Here is a 21,132-nt window from a genome sequence, read left to right as displayed (position 1 = left end):
GGCTCACCATGCGTAGCGCAGTTCGAGGCCGAGATAGGTGGCGTCCTTGCCGCCGGCCTCGCGGATCGTGTCGCCGGCCGCGAAGCGCACTGCCTCAACGGCACCGGTCAGGCCGGGAGCGAAGACGTAGTCAGCCCGCAATTGACCATAGGCGCCCGTCCAGGGATGCCCGCGCCCGGCGGTGCCCGGCACGGGATTGCTCGGCTGGACGTAGACCGCGTCGGCGGTCGTCTCGCGCCATTGCAGGCCGAGCGCGGCCGTGACCGCGAGCCCCGCGACGGGACGTATGGTGAGCGAGGGTTTCAGGTGGAGGAGGTTGGCGTAGCCCGTGTAGCCGGCGAGCGTGAAGTAGTAGCCGTTCGGGAAGAGCGGGTTGAAGGTGCCGAGGGTCGCGTCGTCCCGGCGGCGGTCGCCGGAGGCCGCGTCAGCCTGTAGGCCGAGCCGCGGCTGCAAGGGGAGGCTGGCGAAGGTGTAGCCGACCCGGCTGCCGACGGCCCAGGCCCGGATGGCGGACGAGCCCACGCGGCCAAGCTGGCCCATCGCCTCCAGGTCCCAGTCGAAGCCGTCCGCCGCTCCCGCGAACCGCACGTCGAAGACATGGCGCGCCTCGTTGCCGCCGGCATCGAGGAAGCGGGCCCCGTCGCGCTGGTAGAGGCCCCAGTAGGCGGAGAGCTCGTTGTCCCCGAGCACCTTGCGCTCGACCCGCAGGGTGCTGAAGCGCAGACCGCGGTTCGAAAAGTCGTCGAAGGGCTCGGCGAAGCGGTACTGCACCGGCTGGCTGATGAAGCCGAGCAGGCGCCACGACTCCGTCTCCCAATCGGCCCAGAGCGCGTCGAAGGATTGGCGCACGTTCGGGCCGTCGCGCGACGACACGAAGCGCTGCAGGTCGAAGGCGAAGTCCTGGCGTCCGGCCCGCGCCTTGAAGGTCCCGCTCTCGACGGTGCGGCTGTAGGACAGGAAGGCGAGGCGCAGGTCGAGGATGTTCTCGTCGACGGAGGTGATGGTGCGCTTGTCAAAGGCTCGGGCATCTTCGACCTGCGCGAAGATCTGCCAGTTCTCGCTCAGCCGCGCGTCGAGGTGGATCTGGAGGCGCTGAAGCAAGTAGGCGTCGCCGCGGACCCCGCCCACGCCGAAGCCGGGCGTCCGGTTGCTCTCGAAGCGCTCGCGCAGGGTCAGCCCCAGGGACAGGTAGCTTTGCGGATCGGTGGCGAGAAGCGGGATGTATTTCAGGTCGTCGAAGGGTTGCGTGCGCAGCGCCGGATCGCGCAGGGCCGACCAGTCTTCGGCCCAGCGGTTCGTCTTCGGCACCGGCCGGTCCGCCGGGCCGGCCGGGGTCTCCTCAGCCCGAAGGCCGCAGGGCGACAGGCATAGGCCAGCGCAGAGCGCGAGCGCCCGCACCCGGCCGGCCCGTCTACGCGCGCGGTCGCCTGCGCCGTTCGATTGCGGACGCACACCGGAGGCGTCAGTCACGGCGCCTTCGCGCCGAGCTGATGGATTTCCGCGACGTACCCGCCGGGGAACCGGACGATGGCCGCAGTCCGATCGCCAGCCGCATAGGGCTCGACGAGCACGCTCACTCCGGCCGCCTTCGCCTTGGCAAGGGTGGCTCCGAGGTCGGCGACCTCGTACCCTGTCGTCTCGTGGCCGTACGGATAGGGCAGGTGCCCGTCCGTCACGAGAACGGTCATGCGGCCGAAGTCGGACGCGAGGCGCAGCCGCCGGTAGCTGTCGCTTGGGCGGCCGATCTCGATGCCGGGCGCCTTCGCGTCGTCCGACACCACGCGGCCGTGCGAGAAGGTGCGGAAACTCGCCACGAACGCCTCGACACTGTCCGGCGAGACGTAGACGCGGTTCTCGGGCACGGTCGCGAAGGGCGCGTAATCCGGCTTCGTCGTGTGCCAGTAGAACTGCATGTTGACGCCGCCGGGCCACTGGATGACGGCGTCGCGCCCGATCGGATCGGGGAAGGTCTGGACGATCACGGCGGCGCCGGCCGCGCGCGCGGCCTTGATCGCCGCGTCCATGTCGGTGACGAGATAGCCGGTCCGCTCGGTTCCGAACGGGTAAGGGATCGGCGTGGTGAAGCCGAACAGCGAGACCGTGCCGACCGGCGTCTGGATGAGCTGCGAGGTGGTGCTGGAGGGCGTCGGCGTCACGGTCGCGACAACCTGCTTGGTGCTGCGGCCGCCGAAGGTGGCGATGAAGCTCTGCACGAAGCGATCGACATCCTCAGGCGCCACGTAGACGTGGGTCGTGTCATATTGCGGTGCGACGGCGACCGCCGCCTCGGCCCCAGCCTGCGCCGGACCCACGGCGGCGAGGGCGGCCCACAGAGCTGCGGCTGCGGCGAGTGAACGCATCATGATGACCTCCAGGCTCATGCTCCGGTGACGGGCGGCCGCCATCAGACCGCCCAGCAGGCGCAGCCGAGAGCGCCCCAGAAGCTCTTGAGATCCGCTATCGGCAGCTTCGCCGACCACGCGGTGGCGTGGGCGTGGCCGTGCAGCCCGCAGGCGCTGGCGCAGCCGCAGGACGCGCTCGCCTCGCGCGCGAGCACCGCTTCGGCGGGGCCGGGACGCTCGCCCCAGGCGCCGTAGCCCCTGAAGGTGCGGACGGGCGACCAGTCCGGCATGGCCGGGGGAGGGGCACTCTCGTCGAGGGGAGCGAAGATCCCGGCGGCGTACACCACCTTGCCCCCCACGACCGTCAGGTCGCTGGTCGTGTCCGCGATCTCGGCTTCGGCGCAGGCGAAGTAGTCGCGGTCCGGAACGATCAGGTCGGCGAGCTGGCCCACGGCGATCTGGCCCTTGCGGCCCTCCTCGTTCGAGAACCAGGTCACCTTCTCGGTCCATAGCCGCAGCGCCGTCTCACGGTCGAGGCAGTTGCGGCGCGGGTAGAGCTGCATCCCGCCCACCGTCCTGCCGGTGACCAGCCAGGACAGGGAGACCCACGGGTTGTACGAGGCGACGCGCGTCGCATCCGTGCCGGCGGAGACCGGGACGCCCTTCTCCAGCATCCGGGCGACCGGCGGCGTCGCCGCGGCGGCGCCATGCCCGTAGCGCTCGACGAAGTACTCGCCCTGATAGGCCATCCGGTGCTGGACGGCGATGCCGCCGCCGAGCGCGGCGATGCGGTCGATCGAGGCCTCCGAGATCGTCTCGGCATGGTCGAAGAACCAGTTCAGGCCTTCGAGCGGGATGTCCTGATTCACGCGCTCGAACACGTCGAGGGCCCGGCTGATAGTCTCGTCGTAGGTGGCGTGCAGCCGCCAGGGCCAGCGGTTCTCGGCGAGCACGCGCACGACGCCTTCGAGCTCGCCCTCCATCTCGGGGACCATGTCGGGACGGGGCTGGCGGAAATCCTCGAAGTCGGCCGCCGAGAACACCAGCATCTCGCCCGCCCCGTTGTGGCGGAAGTAATCGTCGCCCTGCTTGTAGCGGGACGATTGGGTCCAGGCGAGAAAATCCTCTTTTTCGGCCTTCGGCTTCTGCGTGAAGAGGTTGTAGGCGAGGCGGATCGTGAGTTGCCCGTCATCGGCGAGCTTCTGGATGACGGCATAGTCGTCGGGATAGTTCTGGAAGCCGCCGCCGGCGTCGATCGCACCGGTCACGCCGAGCCGGTTGAGCTCGCGCATGAAGTGGCGGGTCGAGTTGACCTGGTATTCGAACGGCAGCTTCGGCCCCTTGGCCAGCGTCGCGTAGAGGATCGCGGCGTTGGGCTTGGCCAGGAGCAGCCCGGTCGGGTTGCCGGCCGCGTCGCGCATGATCGCGCCGCCCGGCGGTTCGGGCGTGTCCTTGGTGTAGCCGACAGCCCGCAGCGCCGCCGCGTTGAGCAGGGCGCGATCGTAGAGGTGCAGCAGGAAGACCGGGGTCTCGGGCGCGACCGCGTTCAGCTCCTCGATAGTCGGCAGGCGCTTCTCGGCGAATTGATGCTCGGTGAAGCCGCCGACCACGCGCACCCATTGCGGCGGCGGTGTCACCGCCGCCTGCCGCTTCAGCATGGACATCGCGTCGGCGAGCGAGCGCACCCCATCCCAGCGCAGCTCCATGTTGAAGTTGAGCCCGCCCCGAATGAGGTGCAGGTGGTTGTCGATGAGGCCGGGGAGGACCCGGCGCCCCTTCAGATCGATGACCCGCGTGTCCGACCCGGCGAGCGCCATCACCTCGGCATCGGATCCAACCGCCGTGAAGACACCGTCCGCGATCGCGACCGCTGTGGCGGCTGGGTTCGCGGTGTCGAGGGTGGTGACGAGGCCGCCGCGCAGGATCAGGTCGGGGTGAGCTTTTGGGCTCATCGAAGCTCCTTGTTGGAACGGATGGTCGAGGTGAGCGCCCTCAGACCGGAGGCGCCGGGGGCTGCGTCCGCTCCACCGCGAAGCTCTTGCGGTGGAGGAGGCTCGACAGGACGGCCGGGTGGCCGCGCCAGTAGGCGACGGCCATCTCGCCGCCGAGGATGCCGAGCAGGCCGACCAGGGCGATGATCGGCGGCGCCGGCGATTTCACGCCGATCAGCCCGTAGGCGGCGCCGACCGCGAGGCCGGCGCCGAGGGAGAGGAGGTAAGGAAGCATCGCAAGGCGGCGGGCGCTCAGTGCCCCTCGGAGGCACCGAACATTGACTTGGCGTAGATGATGCCGAGGCCGTAGGCGCCGCCATAGGTCTTGGCGATCCCGGTCGTCATCCCGTAGGTCTCGGTGCGGGCCCAGTCGCGCTGCAGCTCCAGCAGGTACTGGAGCGAGGTCATGGGCTGCACGCCGGCCTGGATCATGCGCTGCATGGCGCGCTCATGCGCCTCGTCGGAGACGTCGCCGCAGGCATCGGCGATCACGTAAACTTCGTAGCCCTGATCGAGCGCCGAGAGGGTCGGGCCGACGATGCAGACAGAGGTCCACAGGCCCGCGAAGACGAGCCTGTTCTTTCCGATCTCGGACACCCGGGCCACCACGGCGGCATCCTCCCAGGTGTTCATGGAGGTGCGGTCGAGCAGCTTCTCCTCGGGAAAGGCCGAGGTGATCTCCTCGAACATCGGACCCGAGAAGCTCTTCTCGGCGACCGTTGTCAGGACCGTCGAAACGCCGAAGCCGGCGGCAGCCCGCGAGATCAGGGCGGCGTTGTTGCGCAGAGCCACCGCATCGATCGACTTGGTTGCAAATGACATCTGCGACTGAAAATCAATCATGATCAGCGTATGGTCCGCTGGAGAGAGGAGACGCTTCCCCGGAGTCGGCGTAGCTTTGATCGGCATGATTTCCTTGATCCTCTCGCGTTGTCGACCTTCGCAGCCTCGAACCGCGCCTGACCCAATGATCGTGCACGCGCTGCCCTCCAGCTCCCCGACGGACCGCAGGAATCCGAGACAGCATCTGTCGATCGCCTTGACTCAGGCACATCTCACATCTCAGCCTCGCACCCGCGGCACGCTGAGCAAGCAACGGCGCACGATTGCGTTGGCGGCTTCAAGACAGCGACTTTCGGCCTGGCGAGTGCTAGTTATGGCAAAGCCGTCGGGGCGTCCATTAGTTACCTGGGAGTAACCGGTCTTTGCAGAGCTACTCTAATTCAACTGAAAGTATTGGCCTTGGATGTCCTGCCGACTCCTTGGTGAAAATGCTCGCCAGAGAGTGGACTGCGCACATCATCTGGACCTTGCGGCGCAACGGGCCGATCCGTTTCGGCGCGCTACGCAGAGCCTTGCCCGGCCGCATCTCCGCACGTGTCCTCTCTCTCCGCCTGAAGGAGCTTGAGGACATCGGCATCGTCAGGCGCGTCGAGAGGGGCGGGAAGATTCTGCACGTCGAGTACAGCCTGTCCGCCGACGGTCTCCAGATGGATGACGCCATTCTGGCACTCGAACAGCAGGCCGGTTCGGATCCGACTCGTCTGACCAGAAGATGAGGTCGATCTGAGCGGGCCTGATACCAATGGTTATTTGACCGTTGGTTCCGCTCTCGAATTTTCGCCAAGCCTTTGGCTTGGTATCGACAACTCGAGACAGGTCAACGGCCCGATGCGTCCGCATCTTGGGCCGTTGGTATGACGGTGTAGACGGCCCCTGGCACGGCATCTCCCTGGTCGCTCCCGCGGCCTTCCACGATCAACCCGCAAGGGGTCCGCGACGCTGAAGCGTGCGGCCGCTCCGGCTGCACCGTCCGCGGTGATCGCGGCCCCGTCCGGACCCATCGGGCGCCCGTCGAGCGGGGATGGTCCCCGCTGCAGGACGGGAGCCGGACCTTGGCGCCTGCTGGAGCAGGATCCGTTCATGGTGGAACGGACCCTGCTCCAGGTTTTTTGATTGTGCCGCATTTTCTGCGACGAACCGGGATCCGCTTCGTCGGGAAATGCTCTAATCTTCCGGAATACGCATGAGCAAAACTGCAATCGGCGCCGTCCGAAAGGCGGCTGATTCTCCGATAACGGATTCTCATGATCTCATGTGGACCGCGCTTATTCAGAGATAGCTCAGACCCGGCCACACGGCGCGGCGCTTGAGCTGCACCATCCAGCGGCAGGCCACGAACAGCGGGAGACTGAGCCCGGCCGCGATCAGCCAGACCTGCATGGGCGAGCCGGCCTCCATCCGGCCCGAGGCTCCGGCGAGGCCCAGGCCCGCCGCTCCATCGTGGATCAGCCGCAACAGGAAAAGATGCAGGAGGTAGAAGAACAGCGGCGCGCCACCGAAGGTGCGCAGCCAGCCCAGACCGGCCGCGGGCAGCACCTCGAACACGGCCAGCAGCAGGAGCCCCACGCCGAGCGTCAGGAGCAGGAAGTCGGCCGAGGGCGGATACTTCGTGAGATTGACGAAGGACAAAGCCGTCGCGAACGCGGTCGCGCCCGGCTGCCAGGGGACGGGATCGCCGTAGCCGTTGAGACCGCGCAGCACCAGGAAGGCGGCCAGCGCGCTCCCTCCGAGGGCGAGGAGCCGCCAACGGCGACCTCCGGTCGGCAGGGCGCGTGCGAAGAGTGGTCCCAGGGCATAGCCTGCACCGATGACGCCGATCCAGGGCAGCACCGGGTAGGAGGTGCGCGCCGCGCCCCAGGGCAGCGGGACGAGCCCGCGCTGATGCAGGATCGACCACAGGGCGAAGCCCGGCTGGTCCGGGGTGAGAACGACCGCGTCGAGCAGGTTGTGCCCCAGCATGAGTGCGAGAGAGACGGCAAGGAGCACGGCCCGCGGCAGCCATAGGATGCCGGCGAGCGCCACCATGCTGAGGCCGATCGCCCAGATCACCTGCAGGTAGAGGACCGGCGGCAGCAGGTTGCGCGTCCAGGCGAGGTTCACTAGCGTCACCTCCAGCAGGACGAGGAGGATCCCGCGCTTCAAGAGGAAGGCGGAGGCCGCGCGAGGGCTGTCGTGCTTCGCCGCGTAGAGGCTCGCCGACAGGCCGGTCAGAAGGATGAAGACCGGCGCGCAGAGGTGCGAGGCGGCCCGGGTCAGGAACAGGTCCGGCGGCGTGACGGACAGGTCGACCGGGTCGCGGACCTGAGCGTGCAGGTAGAAGAACTCCCGCACGTGGTCGACGAGCATCAGCAGCATCACGAGGCCGCGCAGAGCATCGATCGAGCCGATGCGGCTGCGTTCGCCCGCCAGGGGTGTGGTGTCCGAGGATCTCATCAGGGCTTCTCCGCCGCGAGCCGACGCAGGAGCTTGCGCACATCCGCGGGTGTCCAGACAGTTCCACCGCGAGGCTTGGCGACGCCGCGCTCGGTCAGCCGCGCGGCAATGCCGCTCGCCGTTCGTCCGGCCTCGGCCACGACCTCGGTCAGAACCGGCGCGAGGGCGAGCCGGTAGCGACGCGCCCGGGCGGCCGAGGCGTGCCGCCCGGCCTCGCCCCGCCCGGCGCGCGTCGCCGGGTCGTCCTGCTGCGCGAGCCGGGACGTCCCACGGTCCACGGGGCGCGTCACGCGGGCCATCGCACGAGCCGGCGGTGGGTGACCGACGCGAGGGCGAGGCCGCTCGCCAGCAGGCCGACTGGAGCCGTGCCCGTTTCAACCGAAACCGGCACGGCTCCCAAGTCTTTGATTTTTCGCGCTCCCTGACGTCGAACCGGCATCCACTTCGGCGGGGAGCGCTCCAGCGCGAGGAGCGCCTGCCGCTCGGCCGCCGCTGGGCCGAGGGAGGTCCGGAAGACCGGCACCGCGTCGTAGGCGTCGAAGGCTAGGCGGATCGCCATCAGAACCGCACCGTCAGGGTGCCGGTGACGCGCCGCGGCGAGCCCGGATAGACCCGGAACACGTTGAGCGAACTCTCGTAATAGGTGGTGTCGAACACGTTCTCGACGTTGAGGCCGAAGCGGACGTTCTCGTAGCGGTAGTAGGCCAGCGCGTCGGCCGCGACGTAGGCCGGCAGGGTGAAACCGGTGCCGGCCGCGTCCCCCGCCCGCGCGCCGACCCCGCGCAGGCCGGCGCCGACCCCGAGCCCCTTCCAAGGCCCCTCCTGCACCTCGTAGACCGCGAGCAGGCTGCCGCTGTGCCGCGGCACGTTGATGAGGGCTGCGCCCACCGGCAGCACGTTGTCCTTCGTCACCACCGCGTCGGCGTAGACGTAGCCCGCCAGGATCTTCAGCTCCGGCGAGAGCTGGCCGGCCGCGGTCAGCTCGAAGCCCTGACTGCGCACCGCACCCGCCGCGAGCGAGAAGCCGCTGTTGGCGGGATCGGGGGTGAGCACGTTCTCGCGCTCGACCCGGAACGCCGCGCTTGTGAGGTTCAGGGCTCCGCCGAAGAGGTCGAGCTTCGCGCCCACCTCGTAGCCGAGGCCGGTCTCGGGCTCGAACGGGCCGGAGCGCGCGGCCGCCGCCGCATCGACCCCGATATTCGGCCGGAAGCTCGTGCCGACATTGGCGTAGAGGGCGAGGTCCGGCAGCGGCTGGTAGACGAGGCCCGCCCGCGGCGTCGCGGCGACCCGCGACTGCTCGGTCAGGCCGCGCGGGACGCGCTCCAGGAAGGACTGTTCGAAGAAGTCGAACCTCACGCCGAGGAGCGCCTTCCACTCAGGGCTCAGCACGATCTGGTCCTGCGCGTAGAGTGCGGTGTTGGTCACCCGCTCCAGGGTGTTGCGCGGGATCGTCAGCGGCGGCCGCGCCTGGCCGTAGACGGGCGCATAGATGTCGAGGGCGTAGGGGCTCTGGCGGAAGTTCGAGCGGGGAGACACGGTGCGGCTGTCGGTGCTCTCGCGCTCGAAGCCGAGGAGCAGGGTGTGGCCGATCCCGCCGGTGTCGAAGCGCCCGACGAGTTCGGCCTGGCCGATCGCCACGTCCCAGCGGTAGTCGCGGAAGTTGCGGTCGCGGGAGACCGTGCGGTTATCGGCCGCGATGGCGCGGACCTCGGCGGCCTCGCCCACCAGCGAGCCGGTGTTGAGGTAGGTGGCGAGCCGCATCTGCCAGTCGGCGTCGAAGCGGTGGTCGACGCGCACCTGCATCGCGTCGGAGGACTGGTTCACGCTCTGGCCCGGCTCGCCGAGGAAGCGGGAGATCGGCAGGAAGCCGAGCTGCCGGTTGATCGCGATCACGCCGCGGTCGAAGACGACGCGGTTGCGCAGGAACTCGGTCTCGACCGTGATCCTGGTATCGGGCGTGACCTGCCAGCTCAGCACCGGGGCGACGAGGAGCCGGTCGCCGTCGACGAAATCACGAAAGCTGTTCTGGCGCCCGGCCGCGAGGTTGAGGCGATAGAGGAGCGTCCCCTCCTCGTTGAGCGCGCCGCCCGCATCGAGGGTGCCGCGGACCTGCTCGAAGGAGCCCCACAGGCCGCCCATCTCGACGAAGCGCTCGGCCGTCGGCTGCTTGGTGATGATGTTGACGAGCCCGCCCGGGTCGCTGCGGCCGAACAGGCCGCCGCCCGGCCCCTTGAGCACCTCGATCCGCTCGACGTTCTGGGTGTCGGGCGGGGGCGGATAGCCGCGGTTGAGCGGGAAGCCGTTCTTGTAGATCTCCGAGGTGGCCACCCCGCGCACCGCGTAGCTGAACAGGGTCAGGCCGCCGAAATTGTTCTGCTGCGCCACGCCCGGCGTGTAGTTGAAGACGCGGTCGACGCGGGTGGCGGCGAGATCCGTGATGACCTCGCGCGGGGCGACGGTGACGACCTGCGGCACGTCGCGCTGCGACGTGTCGGTCTTGGTGCTGCTCACCGCCCGATCGGCGCGGAAACCGGGTGTCGGGCCGATCAGGCTGATCGCGCCCGAGGCCGCTGTCGGGGCGCCGGGCCCGCGCCCCTCCACCACCACCTCCTCCAGGGCGATGGTCGATTCCTCCGCGAACGCATCCGACCCGGGCGCGCCGACGGCCACGGCCGCCGCGAGCACCCAGTGCGGCCTGCGCCGGAGGCGCACCGACGATCGTCTCGTGCGCTCCCCGAAGCAGGGAGAGGGCTGTTGGATCATGGCCGGGCTCAGACGAAAACTCACTGGTGCGCTCAAGGTTGTCGAGCGTTCGCCCAGGGATTGCCTGCGCGGATGGGCCTTGGGAGTGCCGCACCGCTCATGCGCTCCACCGGGACACCCCGCCCGAGAGTCGTGACCATGCCAAGGCAGGTCTCCTGGCTCGCGGGTCGCCGCTTCTGCCTGGCCTTCCCAGTGCTACGCACCAGTGACCGTGTTCGGCAGAGCTCGCCGCTTACAGTTGCGGGGGCAGCTTCGGCTTCGCTCCTTGAGAGCCCACCGAATTCCCTCTTATCCCGCAGGCACGAACCCACGGGAACCTTGGCAACGAGACCTTTGCCGCGACGAGGCGGCGGGTCAACACGCTGCGGCATGTAATGTAATATTGTTACGACTTATGTGACCCGGAGAGCACAGCCTTCCCGGCAGGGATGCCGCGAGCGGGGGCCGCAGGACCGGGCGCCCGCTCCGCGGCAGCCGCAAAGGCGCTTACGCAGATGTGTCTGTGCCGATACAGTCCGCCGCCGGCGCCCAAGGTTTCTGTGGGGAAGGCGTGAGGATTGTCCGATCGGCCCGGCTCTGGCTCAAGGACGGAACCTCGGACAAGCTCTACGAGGTCGATCTGGTCGAGAACGACGCGCTTGCGATCGCACGCTCGTCTATGGCACGGCCGGCCTTGCGACGATGGAACTTGGTGCAAGGGGACCCATTGGCACGGCCGCCGGCAATAAGTGGAAGACCGGCTACCTGGTCAGTGCCGGCATCGAGCATGCCCTCACCGACAATCTGTCGCTCAAAGGTGAATACAATTATGTGTGACTTACTCAGGACTTCAAGATCGGCAATGACAAGATAGAACTGACCGACCACATCGTGAAGGCCGGCATCAACTATCACTTCTGAGATCAGATCGGCGGGCCATGGCAGGAATCCAGCGGGATCTACTGAGGATCAATGCCGCCAATCCTGTCATGGCTGATCTCTACCTCGGCAATGGTCCACCCTGAAGCAGGTCTTGATCCAACGGAGGACGGATCCGATGGGAGTGAACCGCGCCGGGTTTCTCGCGGCTCGCCTGTCGCCTCAGGCGAACTGGTCCGGTCCGAACACCCGCCGGTGCGGGGGAAGTTCCCAGACGGTCTCGATGAAGGCGAGTTTCGCGGCCCTCTCCGGGTCGAGCGCCGCGGTCCGCGCGGCGTCGCAGGTGAACCAGGCGTCCACCTCGACGACGTCGCCGTCGAAATGGTCGACCGGGGTGATCCTGCGCAGGGCCAGCCCGAAGGGCTGCAGCAGCCGCACGAGGTCGTGCAGGAGCTTCTGGCCCTCGTAGATTGGGTAGAGGTGCGCCTTAAGCTTCACGCCCAGGCAGTGGGACAGCGTGTCGCCGAAGCCCTCCAGCACCTCGTACTCGAAGCCCTGCACGCCGATCTTGATCACCTCCGGCAGGGGCGCCTCGCCGCAGCGCACGAGGGTGTCGTAGCGCACGCAGTCGACATCGACCGTGTGGGTGACCCGGAAAGCGGGCTCGATCGAGTACCGCCGCAGCAATTCGCTGTTCGGGGCGAGCAGCGAGGTGCAGTCGAGGCTCTTGGCGACGTTAAGGGTGCGCCGCTCGGCCCGGTTGCTCAGCGCCCGCTCGAGAACGATCCCGCCCGGGCGCTGCGCGATGCGCTCGCGGATGGCGGCCGCCTCTGGGGGGTTGGGCTCGAACACCACCGGCCGGACGCTCTCGAGGTAGGGCTGCCACTCTGGCCCGATGCCGCCGAGCCCGCCGATGTCGACGAAGACGACGGGCGGGAATCTCGGCTTGAGCGCAACCTCCGGCGGGAGGCTGGGGAACGACCGGGTGATCTTCCCCATCCAGAGGTCGGCGACGGCGCCGATGTCGATGACGACGGCACCGCTCTTCTTCAGCTTGTGGGCGTAGATCTTGCCGAGCATCCCGGCCGCGACCAGGAACAGCTGCCCGCGGCGATCGGCCGGGCGGTCGAGTTCCTCGCACAGCTCACGGAAGCGGTGCGGCCAGTGCGCGCCCTCGACCGCCTTGGCGCCGAGCGTCTCCTGGTGGATCTGCTCGCCGGGTACCTTGTGGTGCTCGACCTCGCCGATCCCGTAGGTGCGCCGGAGCGCCTCAGGCAGGTCGTCATGACAGCTGATCAAGCCGACCCGCTTGCGGCCGCGCAGCAGCCGCGCCAGGGTGCCGCTGAGCAGCAGGTCGTAGTGCAGCACAGCGCTGTGTGCATCGAGGTTCTGGCGGCCCAGGCCGGGTCGCGGTCGGCGAGCATCAGGACCTTGCGCATCGTGTTGACCACCCAGGCGATGCCGCGCCGGGATCCGAGCCCGTACTCGTGGTCGACCAACTCCGCCCAGATGCCGCCCAGGGAGTCCGCCGCCGGGATCGCCTCGTTGAAGGCCTCGATCGCCCGGGTGAACTCCGGATCGTCGAGGACCGACTCGTCCTTGAACCAGATGTCGACGAACTCGCGGCGGTTGGCGCGGTAGTAGTCGCAGTGCGCGGCCTCGTCATCGGCGTCGATGATCGTGCAGGATCCCTCACCGTCGCCGAGGCGCAGGAACAGGTACGGCGACCCGATGTCGAGGGCTCTGACGATCTCCCTCTCGAGGTCGGCGAGGCTGGCGCGGGCGAACCGCTCCTTGACCTCATCGAGCATCCGCCTGGCCTGGTTGTAGTCGAAGCGTGAGAAGAGATCGACGAACTGACGATGGATCGCCGCCTCCCGGGCGAGTTCCGGGAACCGGGACTCGACCTCCGCGATCAGGCTCAGCGCCCGCTCTGCATTGCCGATCCGGACGTGCTGGGCGGCCGTGAACAGCACCATCTCGCCGGGGAGAGCCCCGTCGCGGTGGGCCGCGTCGAGGTAGGGGACGGCGCTGCGGGGGTCGCCGCAGTGGATGCAGACGTTGTTGGCGAGATGCCTCAGGCACGGGCCCCAGAACTCCGGGAACGACATGAACCGCGTCGACACCCGCAAAAGCGCCTGCAAGTCGTTGCCGCGGTGGATGAAGTAAGTGATGCGCAGGGGCACGATCCGGAAGTCTTCCTCGGCAGCGCGAGACAAGATGTAGCTGTAGAGGTTCTCCTGATCCGCATGATTTCCCGACTGAAGAATGCGGGCCCATTCCACGATCGTTTCGTCAGAAATCATCGTCCTCTCTCTTTCGTTGCCCGGTAACGGCTGCTTGCGGGCAAAGACGATCCATAACCGCAGAAGGCGTGCTGCGATTTTCATTACATGAATTTCCTTGACTAGACTTAAATTCCTTGATTAGACTTCCGCCGAGGGCCGGGCGGGCGCTGTATCGTTGCCTACGCGGGTATTTTTCTCATGCGCTCTGCTCCCCCCAGCCGGCCGCCTGGGTCATTCAACCGGTGCTAGTACTCCAGTTTATTCGAGCAACGTCGATTACGCAACGGCATTCGGGCCACGGCGACACCCCCTTGCGCGCAAGCTCGGATCGGCTTGCCAGGCGCGTTCGATTGCGCGACATACCTTGCGCGCTAGACCGCACCGTACCTCACCAGAACCCGTCGATCTTGTCGCCCGGGTCGTGGACCTGATCGGCGCTCAAGCGGCCGCAAAAAGCGCTTACGCAGATGTATCTGTGCCGATACAGTCCGCCGCCGGCGCCCAAGGTTTCTGTGGGGAAGGCATGAGGATTGTCCGATCGGTTCGGCTCTGGCTCAAGGACGGAACCTCGGACAAGCTCTACGAGGTCGATCTGGTCGAGAACGACGCTCTTGCCTCCGACCACCGTTTCCTCGTCAACGTGCGGTATGGCCGCCGCGGCGCGCTCCTGCGGGAGGGATCGAAGACGCCGGCCCCCATCACGCGCGAGGCGGCCGACAGGCTGTTCGACAGCATCGTGGTGTCCAAGCTCAACGGCGGCTACCGCCGGGTGGATCAGCCGGCGGCGGGGCTCGACGCCGAGCCCCGGGGCGCTCCGGGCGATGCGGCGGCGCTCGGCGGCCGCGGGCATGTGCTCATGGCGCGGCTCGAAGCCTGCCTGCGCAGCCCCTGGCCCGCGAAGGAACTCGACCGGCTGGTCTGGCGCATCGGCGAGCTGCGCCTGGCGGCGGCGGGGCCGGCGCTGATCGCGCTCGCGGGGCGGCAGGGCCCGGCGCGGGCGAGCTACTCCCTGGTCTGGGCGCTCGCCCGCGCCGCCGGCGGCGGCGCGGCGCCCACCCTGGAGGCGATCGCCGCGGGCGCCACCGAGACGATTGTGCGCGACCTCGCCCGCTTCGCCCTCGTCTCCCCGCTCGCGGGCGACGCGCGACGGCCCGACGGCGGCGGCGATCTGCCGGAGCCGGTCGCCCGCGCGGCGCAGGCACGCAACCCCGACGCCCTCCTCGGCGCGCTGACGGACCTCGCCGGACGCGAGCCCGTGCGGGTCGGAAATACCCTGGTGGTGCTCGGCCGCATGGCGCAGGGCGATCCGGCGCTTCACGCCGCGCTTGCCGCGACGCTGCTCCGGCTGCCGGCCCGGCCCCCCTACCTCATCGGGCTGCGGCGCCTGTTCAAGCACGCCGAGATGGCGGACGACGCGGTTTTGTTCGCGGTGACCGCCCACCGGTTCGAGACCGCGCAGCCGATGTATTCCGCACGCCGCTCGGGAAGCGGGCGGCCCTACGTGCCCGAGCTGAGGATGGCGGTGCCGATCGCCGAGGTCCACGGCGCGCCGGACGCTCGCGTCGGCCTGTCGGAGGCGACGCTCTTCTACTTCAAGCGCCGCATCTGGCGCGCGCTGCGCAAGCGCGCCGAGGTCGCCGATCCGGCCTTCGCCGAACTCGCGGCGGCCTTTCTCCTGTCGCTTCGCCCGCAGGACATGGCACGGCCGACCACCCGCACCTCCTGGCGGCGGGAAGAGAACGGGCGCTGGAGCCGCGAGGACCGGGTCTCGGGCCCGCTCGCCCGGAACTGGACGGCAAGCCAGCTCCTTTGCCGCAACGATCCGGCCATCCGGCTGCGCTACGGCAGCCTCACGGCGCAGGAAGCACCGGCGCGCGGCGAGGCCCCCGGCACCCGCCCGGAAGCCTTCCCGTCCCTGTGGGACGCGCGGCCGGACCTCGCCCTCGACCTCGCCGCCGACAGCGCCTGCGAGCCGGTCTCGCGTTTCGGCGTGCGGCTGCTGAAGGCCGCGCCCGATTTCCTGCGCGCCGCGCCGCCCGCTGCGCTCGCCCGCCTCCTGCGCGCTACTGACATTGCGGCGCAGGGGATCGGCTTCGCGGAGGCGCGCGACCGGCTCGCCGCGGGCGACGCCGACCCGGCGCTGCTTGCCGCCCTGCTTGCGGCCGAGGCGCCCGAGGCAAGGCGCCTCGCCGCCACCCGCATCGATGGTTTTTCGACGCTGCCGTGGTCCGATCCCGATCTCGCGCTCGGGGCGCTCCTCTGCCCGCATGAGGATCTCGCCGAGCCGGTCCTGCGCTGGGCACGCGAGCGGCGCGTCGCGGGTGCCGCGGGGCAGGCGCTGGCCGGCCGGCTCGTCGCATGGCTCCTGGAGCGGCCGTCAGCGCCGGACGAGGGCACGGAGGCGCTGCTTCGCCTCGTTCGCGCGCGGATGGCGGCCCTGTGGTCGACGGACCGCATGCCCCTCATGCCGGAGGCCATCGAGCAGCTGATGGCGCATCCGGCGCCGGCGGTGGTCGCGGCCGGGGTGGATGGCCTCGCGCTGTCCGGCGCCGACGCGGGCGCGATCCCGAACGCGACCTGGGAGCGGCTGCTCGGCTCGCCGTCGGTGGACGTGCAGAGCGCAGCGCTCGGCCTGTTCGGCCGGCTCGACGACGCGGCGCTCGCCGGCCACGCACCGCTGATCGTCGCCTTCGCCACCGCCCCCTCGCCCGGTCTTCGCCGCGCTGCCCGGCCGCTCGTGGCCCGCCTCGCCGCGCGGGACCCGGCGCTCGCCGAGCGGCTCTCGCGCGCGCTGATCGACTCGCTGTTTCGCTCAGGCCCCGACGAGACCTACCCCGTCGACACCGTCGCGCTGCTGCGTGAGGCCATGCCGGACCGCATCGCCGCGCTCGACGCCGGCATGCTGTGGCGGCTGCTGCAGGCGCGCGCCGCGGGCGCGCGGCTCCTCGGCTCGACCGAGCTGCCGAACCGGCCGTTCGGGATTTTTTCCGTGCGTCAGATCGCGCGGCTCGGCGGCCATCCCCACGCCGCCGCGCGCCACTGGGCGCTCGCGGCCTATGGCGCCGATCCCGCCCGCTTTCAGGCCGAGGCCGCCGACGCCGTGCTGCTCGTCGAGAGCGACTGGCCGGAGGTGCAGGACTTCGCCCGCGACCATTTCGACCGCTGGCCCGACGAGGCCTGGACGCCCGCGACCCTCGCCGTGGTCACCGATAGCGTGAAGCCGGAAGTGCTCGCCTTCGCCCGCCGCCTGCTGCGCAGCCGGCTCGCCCCGGCGGATGCCGCGGCCCAACTCACGCGGCTGCTCGAACATCCCTCGCAGGCGATGCATCTCATCGCCACCGAGCTTCTGACCGCAGACGCCGCCGCAAGCGAGGAGGCATTCGAGAAGCTCTTGCCGCTCGCCCGGATCGTGATGCTTCAGGTGCATAAGGGCCGCGTCGCCAAGGACCGGATGACGGCCTTCCTGCGCGGGGAGGCGCTCCGCGACGCGGGGCGCGCGGCGCGCATCGCGCCGCTCTTTACCGATTTCTCGCTCAGCGGCGTCGGGCGCGACCGGGCGGCCGCCATCCTCGCGCTGCGCGACATCGCCGAGGCGCACCCGCAGGTGGCGACGCCGCTCGTCCGCCGTCCGGTGCCGGAGAGGGCCGCCTGATGAACTTCGTCCACCGCTACTTCGGAGCGAGCTCGGCCTCCTCCGATGCGCAGGCCACCGCGCTCGGCTTCGCGCCCGACCTGCTGCGCGAGCCGACCTTCTTCGTCGGCAAGATCCGCCGGCATCTGCCGTTCCGCGAGGCGATCTCGGCGCTGCATCACGTCGTTGTCTCTGACCTGCGCTTCAAGCCGAAGGACCGCACCGCCTATTTCGCCTGGCTGAAGGAGCATGAGCAGCAGCTTCTCGCCGAGGCGCTGGCCGACCGCGACACTGGGCTCGCGAGGATCGAGGCCCTGCGCGCCGAGCTCGGCGAAATCAGCCGGCGCTCCGGCGAGATCATGGGCCCGTTCTACAAGGCCCGGCAGCGTTACTTCGACTGGCTCTACCAGGCGAACCGGGACGCCTGGTTCGTGCTCGATCCCGTGATCACCGTCCATCCGGACGAGGTGTTCTTCGAGTGCTTCAGCCTCGACGAGTCGAGCTACGGGCGGCTGTCCTGCGATCACGACGTGTTCGAGCGGATCGAGGACATGGCCTGCGGCACGACCAATATCGACTACAGCCATGCGCTCTACGACGAGTTCCAGAAGATCCGCAGCTACCGCGAGACCACGCTGACGATCGATCCGACCGGCTTCGAGGTGCAGACCAGCGGCGAGGCGACCTTCCGCGAGGACAAGATCGAGCTGCCGGACAGTTGGCTGCGCGGCTTCCTGCAGGTGTCGAGCGCGATGGCGCAGCCGGCCCATATGGTGGACCTGCACCCGGTCGACATGCACGCGATCCTGTCCCGGCTCTCGGCAAGGCGGGAGCGGCATGGCCCGCGCTCGCTGCGCTTCCTGCTCACGCCCGGCGAGCCGGTCGCCGTGCTGATCGAGCCGTGGAACGAGCGGCTGACCTTCCGGCGCTCGATCTACGCGGGGCGCGAGGGCGCAGAGATCCGCGTCTGGGGCCGCCGGCGCCTCGCCATCCTGGCGCGCGCCCTGCCGCTCGCCCGCTCCGTCCGGCTGCACCTGCTCGGCACCGGCCTGCCCTCGTTCGCGGTGGTCGATTTCGGAGGCTTACGCTTCACGCTCGGCCTGTCGGGATGGACCGCGAACGACTGGTCGCGCGCCGGCCAGTTCGATCTCCTGGCGCCCCGCACTGCCGTCGATGAGGCGACGGGCGTGCGCGTGCTCGACGCGCTCAAGCGGCGCCATTTCGCCAGCCTGGAGGAGCTCGCCTCCGATACGGGGCTCGACCGGCCGATAGTCGCCGGCGCGCTCGGCCTCTGGGTGCAGGCGGGCCGCGCCATGTACGACCTCGACAAGGGCGTCTATCGCCTGCGGGAACTCGTCCGCGAGCCGCTCGCGCCCGGCGCGCTGCGCTTCGCCTCCGAGCAGGAGGCGAAGGCCGACCGCTTCGTGGCCGCGGGCCTTGCGACCCTATCCGCCATCGAGCGCCGCGAGGGCCAGCGCATCGTCTCGGGCGAGGTGATGGACGATGGCAGGACGCACGCGCCGCGCCTCGTGATCGATTCCGACGACCGGCTGACCGGCGCCACCTGCGACTGCTGGTTCTACGGCCATCACAAGCTCACCCGCGGCCCCTGCGAGCACATGCTGGCCCTGCGGCGGCTGTTCCACGCGCAGGTCGAAGGCAAGCGGACCGGAGACGCCGCATGAACCGGTTGATGACGGGTCGCGGGCTCTCTAGTGTTCGCGCCCAGAGGGGCGCCGGCCGGCGAGGACCTTGCAACCCGGGCGGCGTTTCGCCGTCCTTGCACCCTGCCCGGCAAAGCGTCACTGGCCCGCTCTTCACTGGGGCGGCACAGGCCACCGGTGCGGGTTTACGGTTTGGGTTCCCTGAACCCAAACCCGCACCGGTGGCCGTGCCGCCTTCGAGTGGAGCGGGCCAGTCCCAGGACGAGACGAAGGCGAGCCGTCCGGCGTCCCTCTGCCCTCCCGCAGGCCGGAGGGCGCGCCGATGACCGCCCAGCCCGGCGCGCTGACCCGCCAGCAACTCTACGATCGCATTCGCGAGACCTCGAAGGACGAGGTGATCCTCGAGGAGATGATCCGCCTCGGCTTCTGGCCGCAGGGGGAGACGCAACCGAGCCCGCCTGAGGAGCTGATCCGCCGGCGCGGCGAGATCGCGCGCGAGCTCGCCGCTCTGCACACCGCGGAGGCGCGCTGGCGCGATCCGGAGGCGGCGCTGAAGGAGATGCACAAGCGCCGCAAGAAGGCGGCGCTGGAGCGGCGCAAGGAGACGAAGCGGCGCGGCGCCGAGCAGCGCCACGCGCGCGCCCTCGCCTGGCACGAGCGCCGGGCGGAGGAACTCGTCTTTCTCGGCGACGGCGTTTCCGCGGGCCTTCGCGCCGACGCTGCCGCCCCACCCGCGCCGAGGCCCGGCCTGCCGGTCCTCGCCACGCCGAAAGCCCTCGCGGACGCCATCGGCATCCCGCTCGCGGAGCTTCGCTTCCTCGCCTATGACCGCGCGCTCTCCCGGATCAGCCACTACTGGCGCTTCACGATCCCGAAGAAGGCCGGCGGGGTTCGCCTGATCTCCGCGCCCATGCCGCGGCTGAAGCGCGCGCAGTACTGGATCCTCGACAACCTCTTGGCGCATGCCCCGGTCCACGACGCCGCGCACGGCTTCGTGCCCGGCCGGTCGATCGTGACCAACGCCGCCGCCCATGTGGGCCGTGCCGTGGTGGTGAATCTCGACCTGAAGGATTTTTTCCCGACCCTGAGCTTCCGCAGGGTGAAGGGCAAGTTCCGCGGCCTCGGCTATGCGGAGCCGGTCGCCACCGTGCTCGCGCTGCTCTGCACCGAGCCGGACGTGGACGAGGTGGAGATCGACGGCGAGCGCCTGTTCGCGGCGCGCGGTCCGCGCCGGCTGCCCCAGGGGGCGCCCACGAGCCCGCTCTTCACGAACCTGATCTGCGCCCGGCTCGACGCGCGGCTCTCGGGCCTCGCGCGCTCCATGGGCTTCACCTACACCCGCTATGCCGACGACCTGACCTTCTCCGGGGCGGCGGCCGAGAAGATCGGCGCACTCATCGGCCTCGTCGGTGAGATCGTCGCGGCGGAAGGTTTCGTCGTCCATCCCGACAAGACGCGGATCATGCGCCGCGGCAGCCGGCAGGAGGTGACGGGCCTCACGGTGAACGAGCGCGTCGCGGTGCCGCGCGACGTGCTGCGGCGCTTCCGCGCGCTGCTGCACCAGATCGAGGCGACGGGCCCTGCCGGCAAAAGCTGGGGCCAGACCCGCGACGTGATGGCGGCCGCGCGCGGCTTCGCGTGCTTCGTCCGCATGGTGACGCCCGAGGCCGGGGAGCCTCTGGTCGCAACGGTCCGGCGGCTGGGCGAACGGCACGGCCTTACCGGCACGGCTCCCGCACCCGCCGCGTTCCGCGCGAAGGCCGCGGCCGGCGAGCCGCCGCTGGCCCGCTGGTGGATTCCGGCCGCGCCGCCGGCGCCCGAACCGGAGGCGGTCCTGCGCGAGCCGGCGCCGCCTCAACCGGCCAAGCCGATGCGGAGCGCTCTCGACCTCGCCAGTCTGCGCGCCGACCTCCGCGACCGCGCCGCGCCCCCCGCCGGGCCTGCCCAGGATCCGGGCGAACCGGCCATGAAGCCGTGGGTCGCCGTAATCGGCGTCCTCGTGCTCTGGAGTGCCGCCTCCGCCATCAACCCGGCGCTTGGCACGATCGTGCTGATCGCCGCTATCGTCATCGCCACGCGCTGGCTCATCCGCCGCTGGCGGAGGCGACGCCGGCGCTAGAGCGGTGCCCGATCAGGTTGAAGCGTAAGCATCGTGCTCGTATCCGGCGGCCGCGAAGGAGTTGCGGCCCTCCTCGGGTGAGAAGTGCATGCAGGCTTGGCGGATACACCACACGCTGGCGCAGATCGACGGACAAGGTGGTCGGCATCAGAGCCTCCCCCTTGGGTCGTCAACCCCTTCACATCCTGCACAGCTTCAGA

The 21,132-nt window shown here is 69.6% G+C and carries 15 protein-coding genes and 1 riboswitch; of the genes, 4 read left to right on the top strand and 11 right to left on the bottom strand.

Annotation, left to right across the window (positions count from 1 at the left end):
* Positions 1 to 3: 3 nt before the first annotated feature.
* The 5 genes from MNOD_RS14900 to MNOD_RS14880 are packed head-to-tail and all read right to left on the bottom strand — an operon-like array spanning position 4 to position 5,236.
* Positions 4 to 1,470 (bottom strand): alginate export family protein, encoded by a 1,467-nt coding sequence (locus tag MNOD_RS14900; protein ID WP_015929745.1) that lies wholly within the window; start codon positions 1,468 to 1,470, stop codon positions 4 to 6.
* Positions 1,467 to 2,363 carry a VOC family protein gene (locus tag MNOD_RS14895; RefSeq protein WP_043751271.1) on the bottom strand — a complete coding sequence of 299 codons (897 nt, stop codon included), beginning with the start codon at positions 2,361 to 2,363 and terminating at the stop codon, positions 1,467 to 1,469. The genes MNOD_RS14900 and MNOD_RS14895 overlap by 4 nt, the downstream gene beginning before the upstream one ends.
* A gap of 41 nt (positions 2,364 to 2,404) precedes the next feature.
* Positions 2,405 to 4,294: an amidohydrolase gene (locus MNOD_RS14890; RefSeq protein WP_015929743.1), complete on the bottom strand. Its 1,890-nt coding sequence runs from the start codon at positions 4,292 to 4,294 to the stop codon at positions 2,405 to 2,407.
* 40 nt (positions 4,295 to 4,334) lie between these two features.
* Entirely contained in the window at positions 4,335 to 4,568 is a 234-nt protein-coding gene (locus MNOD_RS14885) for a DUF1427 family protein (RefSeq protein ID WP_015929742.1), read from the bottom strand.
* A gap of 17 nt (positions 4,569 to 4,585) precedes the next feature.
* Positions 4,586 to 5,236, bottom strand: coding sequence for a hydrolase (locus tag MNOD_RS14880; protein ID WP_198157638.1), 651 nt, complete (start codon positions 5,234 to 5,236; stop codon positions 4,586 to 4,588).
* A gap of 368 nt (positions 5,237 to 5,604) precedes the next feature.
* On the opposite strand from MNOD_RS14880, the gene MNOD_RS14875 reads away from it, so the two are divergent.
* Positions 5,605 to 5,892, top strand: a complete 288-nt coding sequence (locus MNOD_RS14875; protein ID WP_063748567.1) for a winged helix-turn-helix transcriptional regulator — start codon at positions 5,605 to 5,607, stop codon at positions 5,890 to 5,892.
* Positions 5,893 to 6,445: 553 nt separating this feature from the next.
* Here MNOD_RS14875 and MNOD_RS14870 read toward each other — a convergent pair.
* The 6 genes from MNOD_RS14870 to MNOD_RS14845 form a co-directional block, all read right to left on the bottom strand.
* On the bottom strand, positions 6,446 to 7,609 hold the full coding sequence (locus MNOD_RS14870) for an acetyltransferase domain-containing protein (RefSeq protein ID WP_015929739.1): 1,164 nt from the start codon (positions 7,607 to 7,609) through the stop codon (positions 6,446 to 6,448).
* The gene (locus MNOD_RS14865; RefSeq protein WP_050783342.1) at positions 7,609 to 7,908 is read right to left on the bottom strand and encodes a recombinase family protein; all 300 of its coding nucleotides are present in this window, start codon (positions 7,906 to 7,908) and stop codon (positions 7,609 to 7,611) included. Before MNOD_RS14865 ends, MNOD_RS14870 begins: the two co-directional genes overlap by 1 nt.
* Entirely contained in the window at positions 7,896 to 8,168 is a 273-nt protein-coding gene (locus MNOD_RS14860) for a hypothetical protein (RefSeq protein WP_015929737.1), read from the bottom strand. Before MNOD_RS14860 ends, MNOD_RS14865 begins: the two co-directional genes overlap by 13 nt.
* A complete protein-coding gene (locus tag MNOD_RS14855) occupies positions 8,168 to 10,372 on the bottom strand; it encodes a TonB-dependent siderophore receptor (RefSeq protein ID WP_015929736.1) in 2,205 nt (734 codons plus the stop codon). The genes MNOD_RS14860 and MNOD_RS14855 overlap by 1 nt, the downstream gene beginning before the upstream one ends.
* Before the next feature lie 128 nt (positions 10,373 to 10,500).
* A riboswitch (cobalamin riboswitch) is annotated at positions 10,501 to 10,708 on the bottom strand.
* 744 nt (positions 10,709 to 11,452) lie between these two features.
* Positions 11,453 to 12,598, bottom strand: a complete 1,146-nt coding sequence (locus MNOD_RS41510) for an FkbM family methyltransferase (RefSeq protein WP_050783341.1) — start codon at positions 12,596 to 12,598, stop codon at positions 11,453 to 11,455.
* Positions 12,526 to 13,536 carry a hypothetical protein gene (locus tag MNOD_RS14845; protein ID WP_043748767.1) on the bottom strand — a complete coding sequence of 337 codons (1,011 nt, stop codon included), beginning with the start codon at positions 13,534 to 13,536 and terminating at the stop codon, positions 12,526 to 12,528. Before MNOD_RS14845 ends, MNOD_RS41510 begins: the two co-directional genes overlap by 73 nt.
* Before the next feature lie 505 nt (positions 13,537 to 14,041).
* Here MNOD_RS14845 and MNOD_RS14840 point away from each other — a divergent pair.
* The 3 genes from MNOD_RS14840 (at position 14,042) to MNOD_RS14830 (ending at position 20,932) form a co-directional block, all read left to right on the top strand.
* Positions 14,042 to 17,170, top strand: coding sequence for a hypothetical protein (locus MNOD_RS14840; protein WP_015929732.1), 3,129 nt, complete (start codon positions 14,042 to 14,044; stop codon positions 17,168 to 17,170).
* Entirely contained in the window at positions 17,170 to 18,834 is a 1,665-nt protein-coding gene (locus tag MNOD_RS14835) for a hypothetical protein (RefSeq protein ID WP_015929731.1), read from the top strand. The genes MNOD_RS14840 and MNOD_RS14835 overlap by 1 nt, the downstream gene beginning before the upstream one ends.
* Before the next feature lie 301 nt (positions 18,835 to 19,135).
* Complete coding sequence (locus tag MNOD_RS14830; protein ID WP_015929730.1) at positions 19,136 to 20,932, top strand: reverse transcriptase family protein; 1,797 nt, start codon at positions 19,136 to 19,138, stop codon at positions 20,930 to 20,932.
* Positions 20,933 to 21,132 lie beyond the last annotated feature (200 nt).

The sequence above is a fragment of the Methylobacterium nodulans ORS 2060 genome, assembly GCF_000022085.1.
Taxonomy (GTDB): domain Bacteria; phylum Pseudomonadota; class Alphaproteobacteria; order Rhizobiales; family Beijerinckiaceae; genus Methylobacterium; species Methylobacterium nodulans.
The sequence above is the reverse complement of the archived record's forward strand: the minus strand, read 5'-3'. Positions and strand labels throughout refer to the sequence as shown.

What these genes read in the sequence shown, in the direction of transcription:
- MNOD_RS14855 (WP_015929736.1), bottom strand. Translation starts at nt 10,372, where the DNA reads ATGATCCAACAGCCCTCTCCCTGCTTCGGGGAGCGCACGAGACGATCG.
- MNOD_RS14865 (WP_050783342.1), bottom strand. Translation starts at nt 7,908, where the DNA reads ATGGCCCGCGTGACGCGCCCCGTGGACCGTGGGACGTCCCGGCTCGCG.
- MNOD_RS14860 (WP_015929737.1), bottom strand. Translation starts at nt 8,168, where the DNA reads ATGGCGATCCGCCTAGCCTTCGACGCCTACGACGCGGTGCCGGTCTTC.
- MNOD_RS14875 (WP_063748567.1), top strand. Translation starts at nt 5,605, where the DNA reads ATGCTCGCCAGAGAGTGGACTGCGCACATCATCTGGACCTTGCGGCGC.
- MNOD_RS14845 (WP_043748767.1), bottom strand. Translation starts at nt 13,536, where the DNA reads ATGATTTCTGACGAAACGATCGTGGAATGGGCCCGCATTCTTCAGTCG.
- MNOD_RS14830 (WP_015929730.1), top strand. Translation starts at nt 19,136, where the DNA reads ATGACCGCCCAGCCCGGCGCGCTGACCCGCCAGCAACTCTACGATCGC.
- MNOD_RS14885 (WP_015929742.1), bottom strand. Translation starts at nt 4,568, where the DNA reads ATGCTTCCTTACCTCCTCTCCCTCGGCGCCGGCCTCGCGGTCGGCGCC.
- MNOD_RS14895 (WP_043751271.1), bottom strand. Translation starts at nt 2,363, where the DNA reads ATGATGCGTTCACTCGCCGCAGCCGCAGCTCTGTGGGCCGCCCTCGCC.
- MNOD_RS14840 (WP_015929732.1), top strand. Translation starts at nt 14,042, where the DNA reads ATGAGGATTGTCCGATCGGTTCGGCTCTGGCTCAAGGACGGAACCTCG.
- MNOD_RS14835 (WP_015929731.1), top strand. Translation starts at nt 17,170, where the DNA reads ATGAACTTCGTCCACCGCTACTTCGGAGCGAGCTCGGCCTCCTCCGAT.
- MNOD_RS14870 (WP_015929739.1), bottom strand. Translation starts at nt 7,609, where the DNA reads ATGAGATCCTCGGACACCACACCCCTGGCGGGCGAACGCAGCCGCATC.
- MNOD_RS14890 (WP_015929743.1), bottom strand. Translation starts at nt 4,294, where the DNA reads ATGAGCCCAAAAGCTCACCCCGACCTGATCCTGCGCGGCGGCCTCGTC.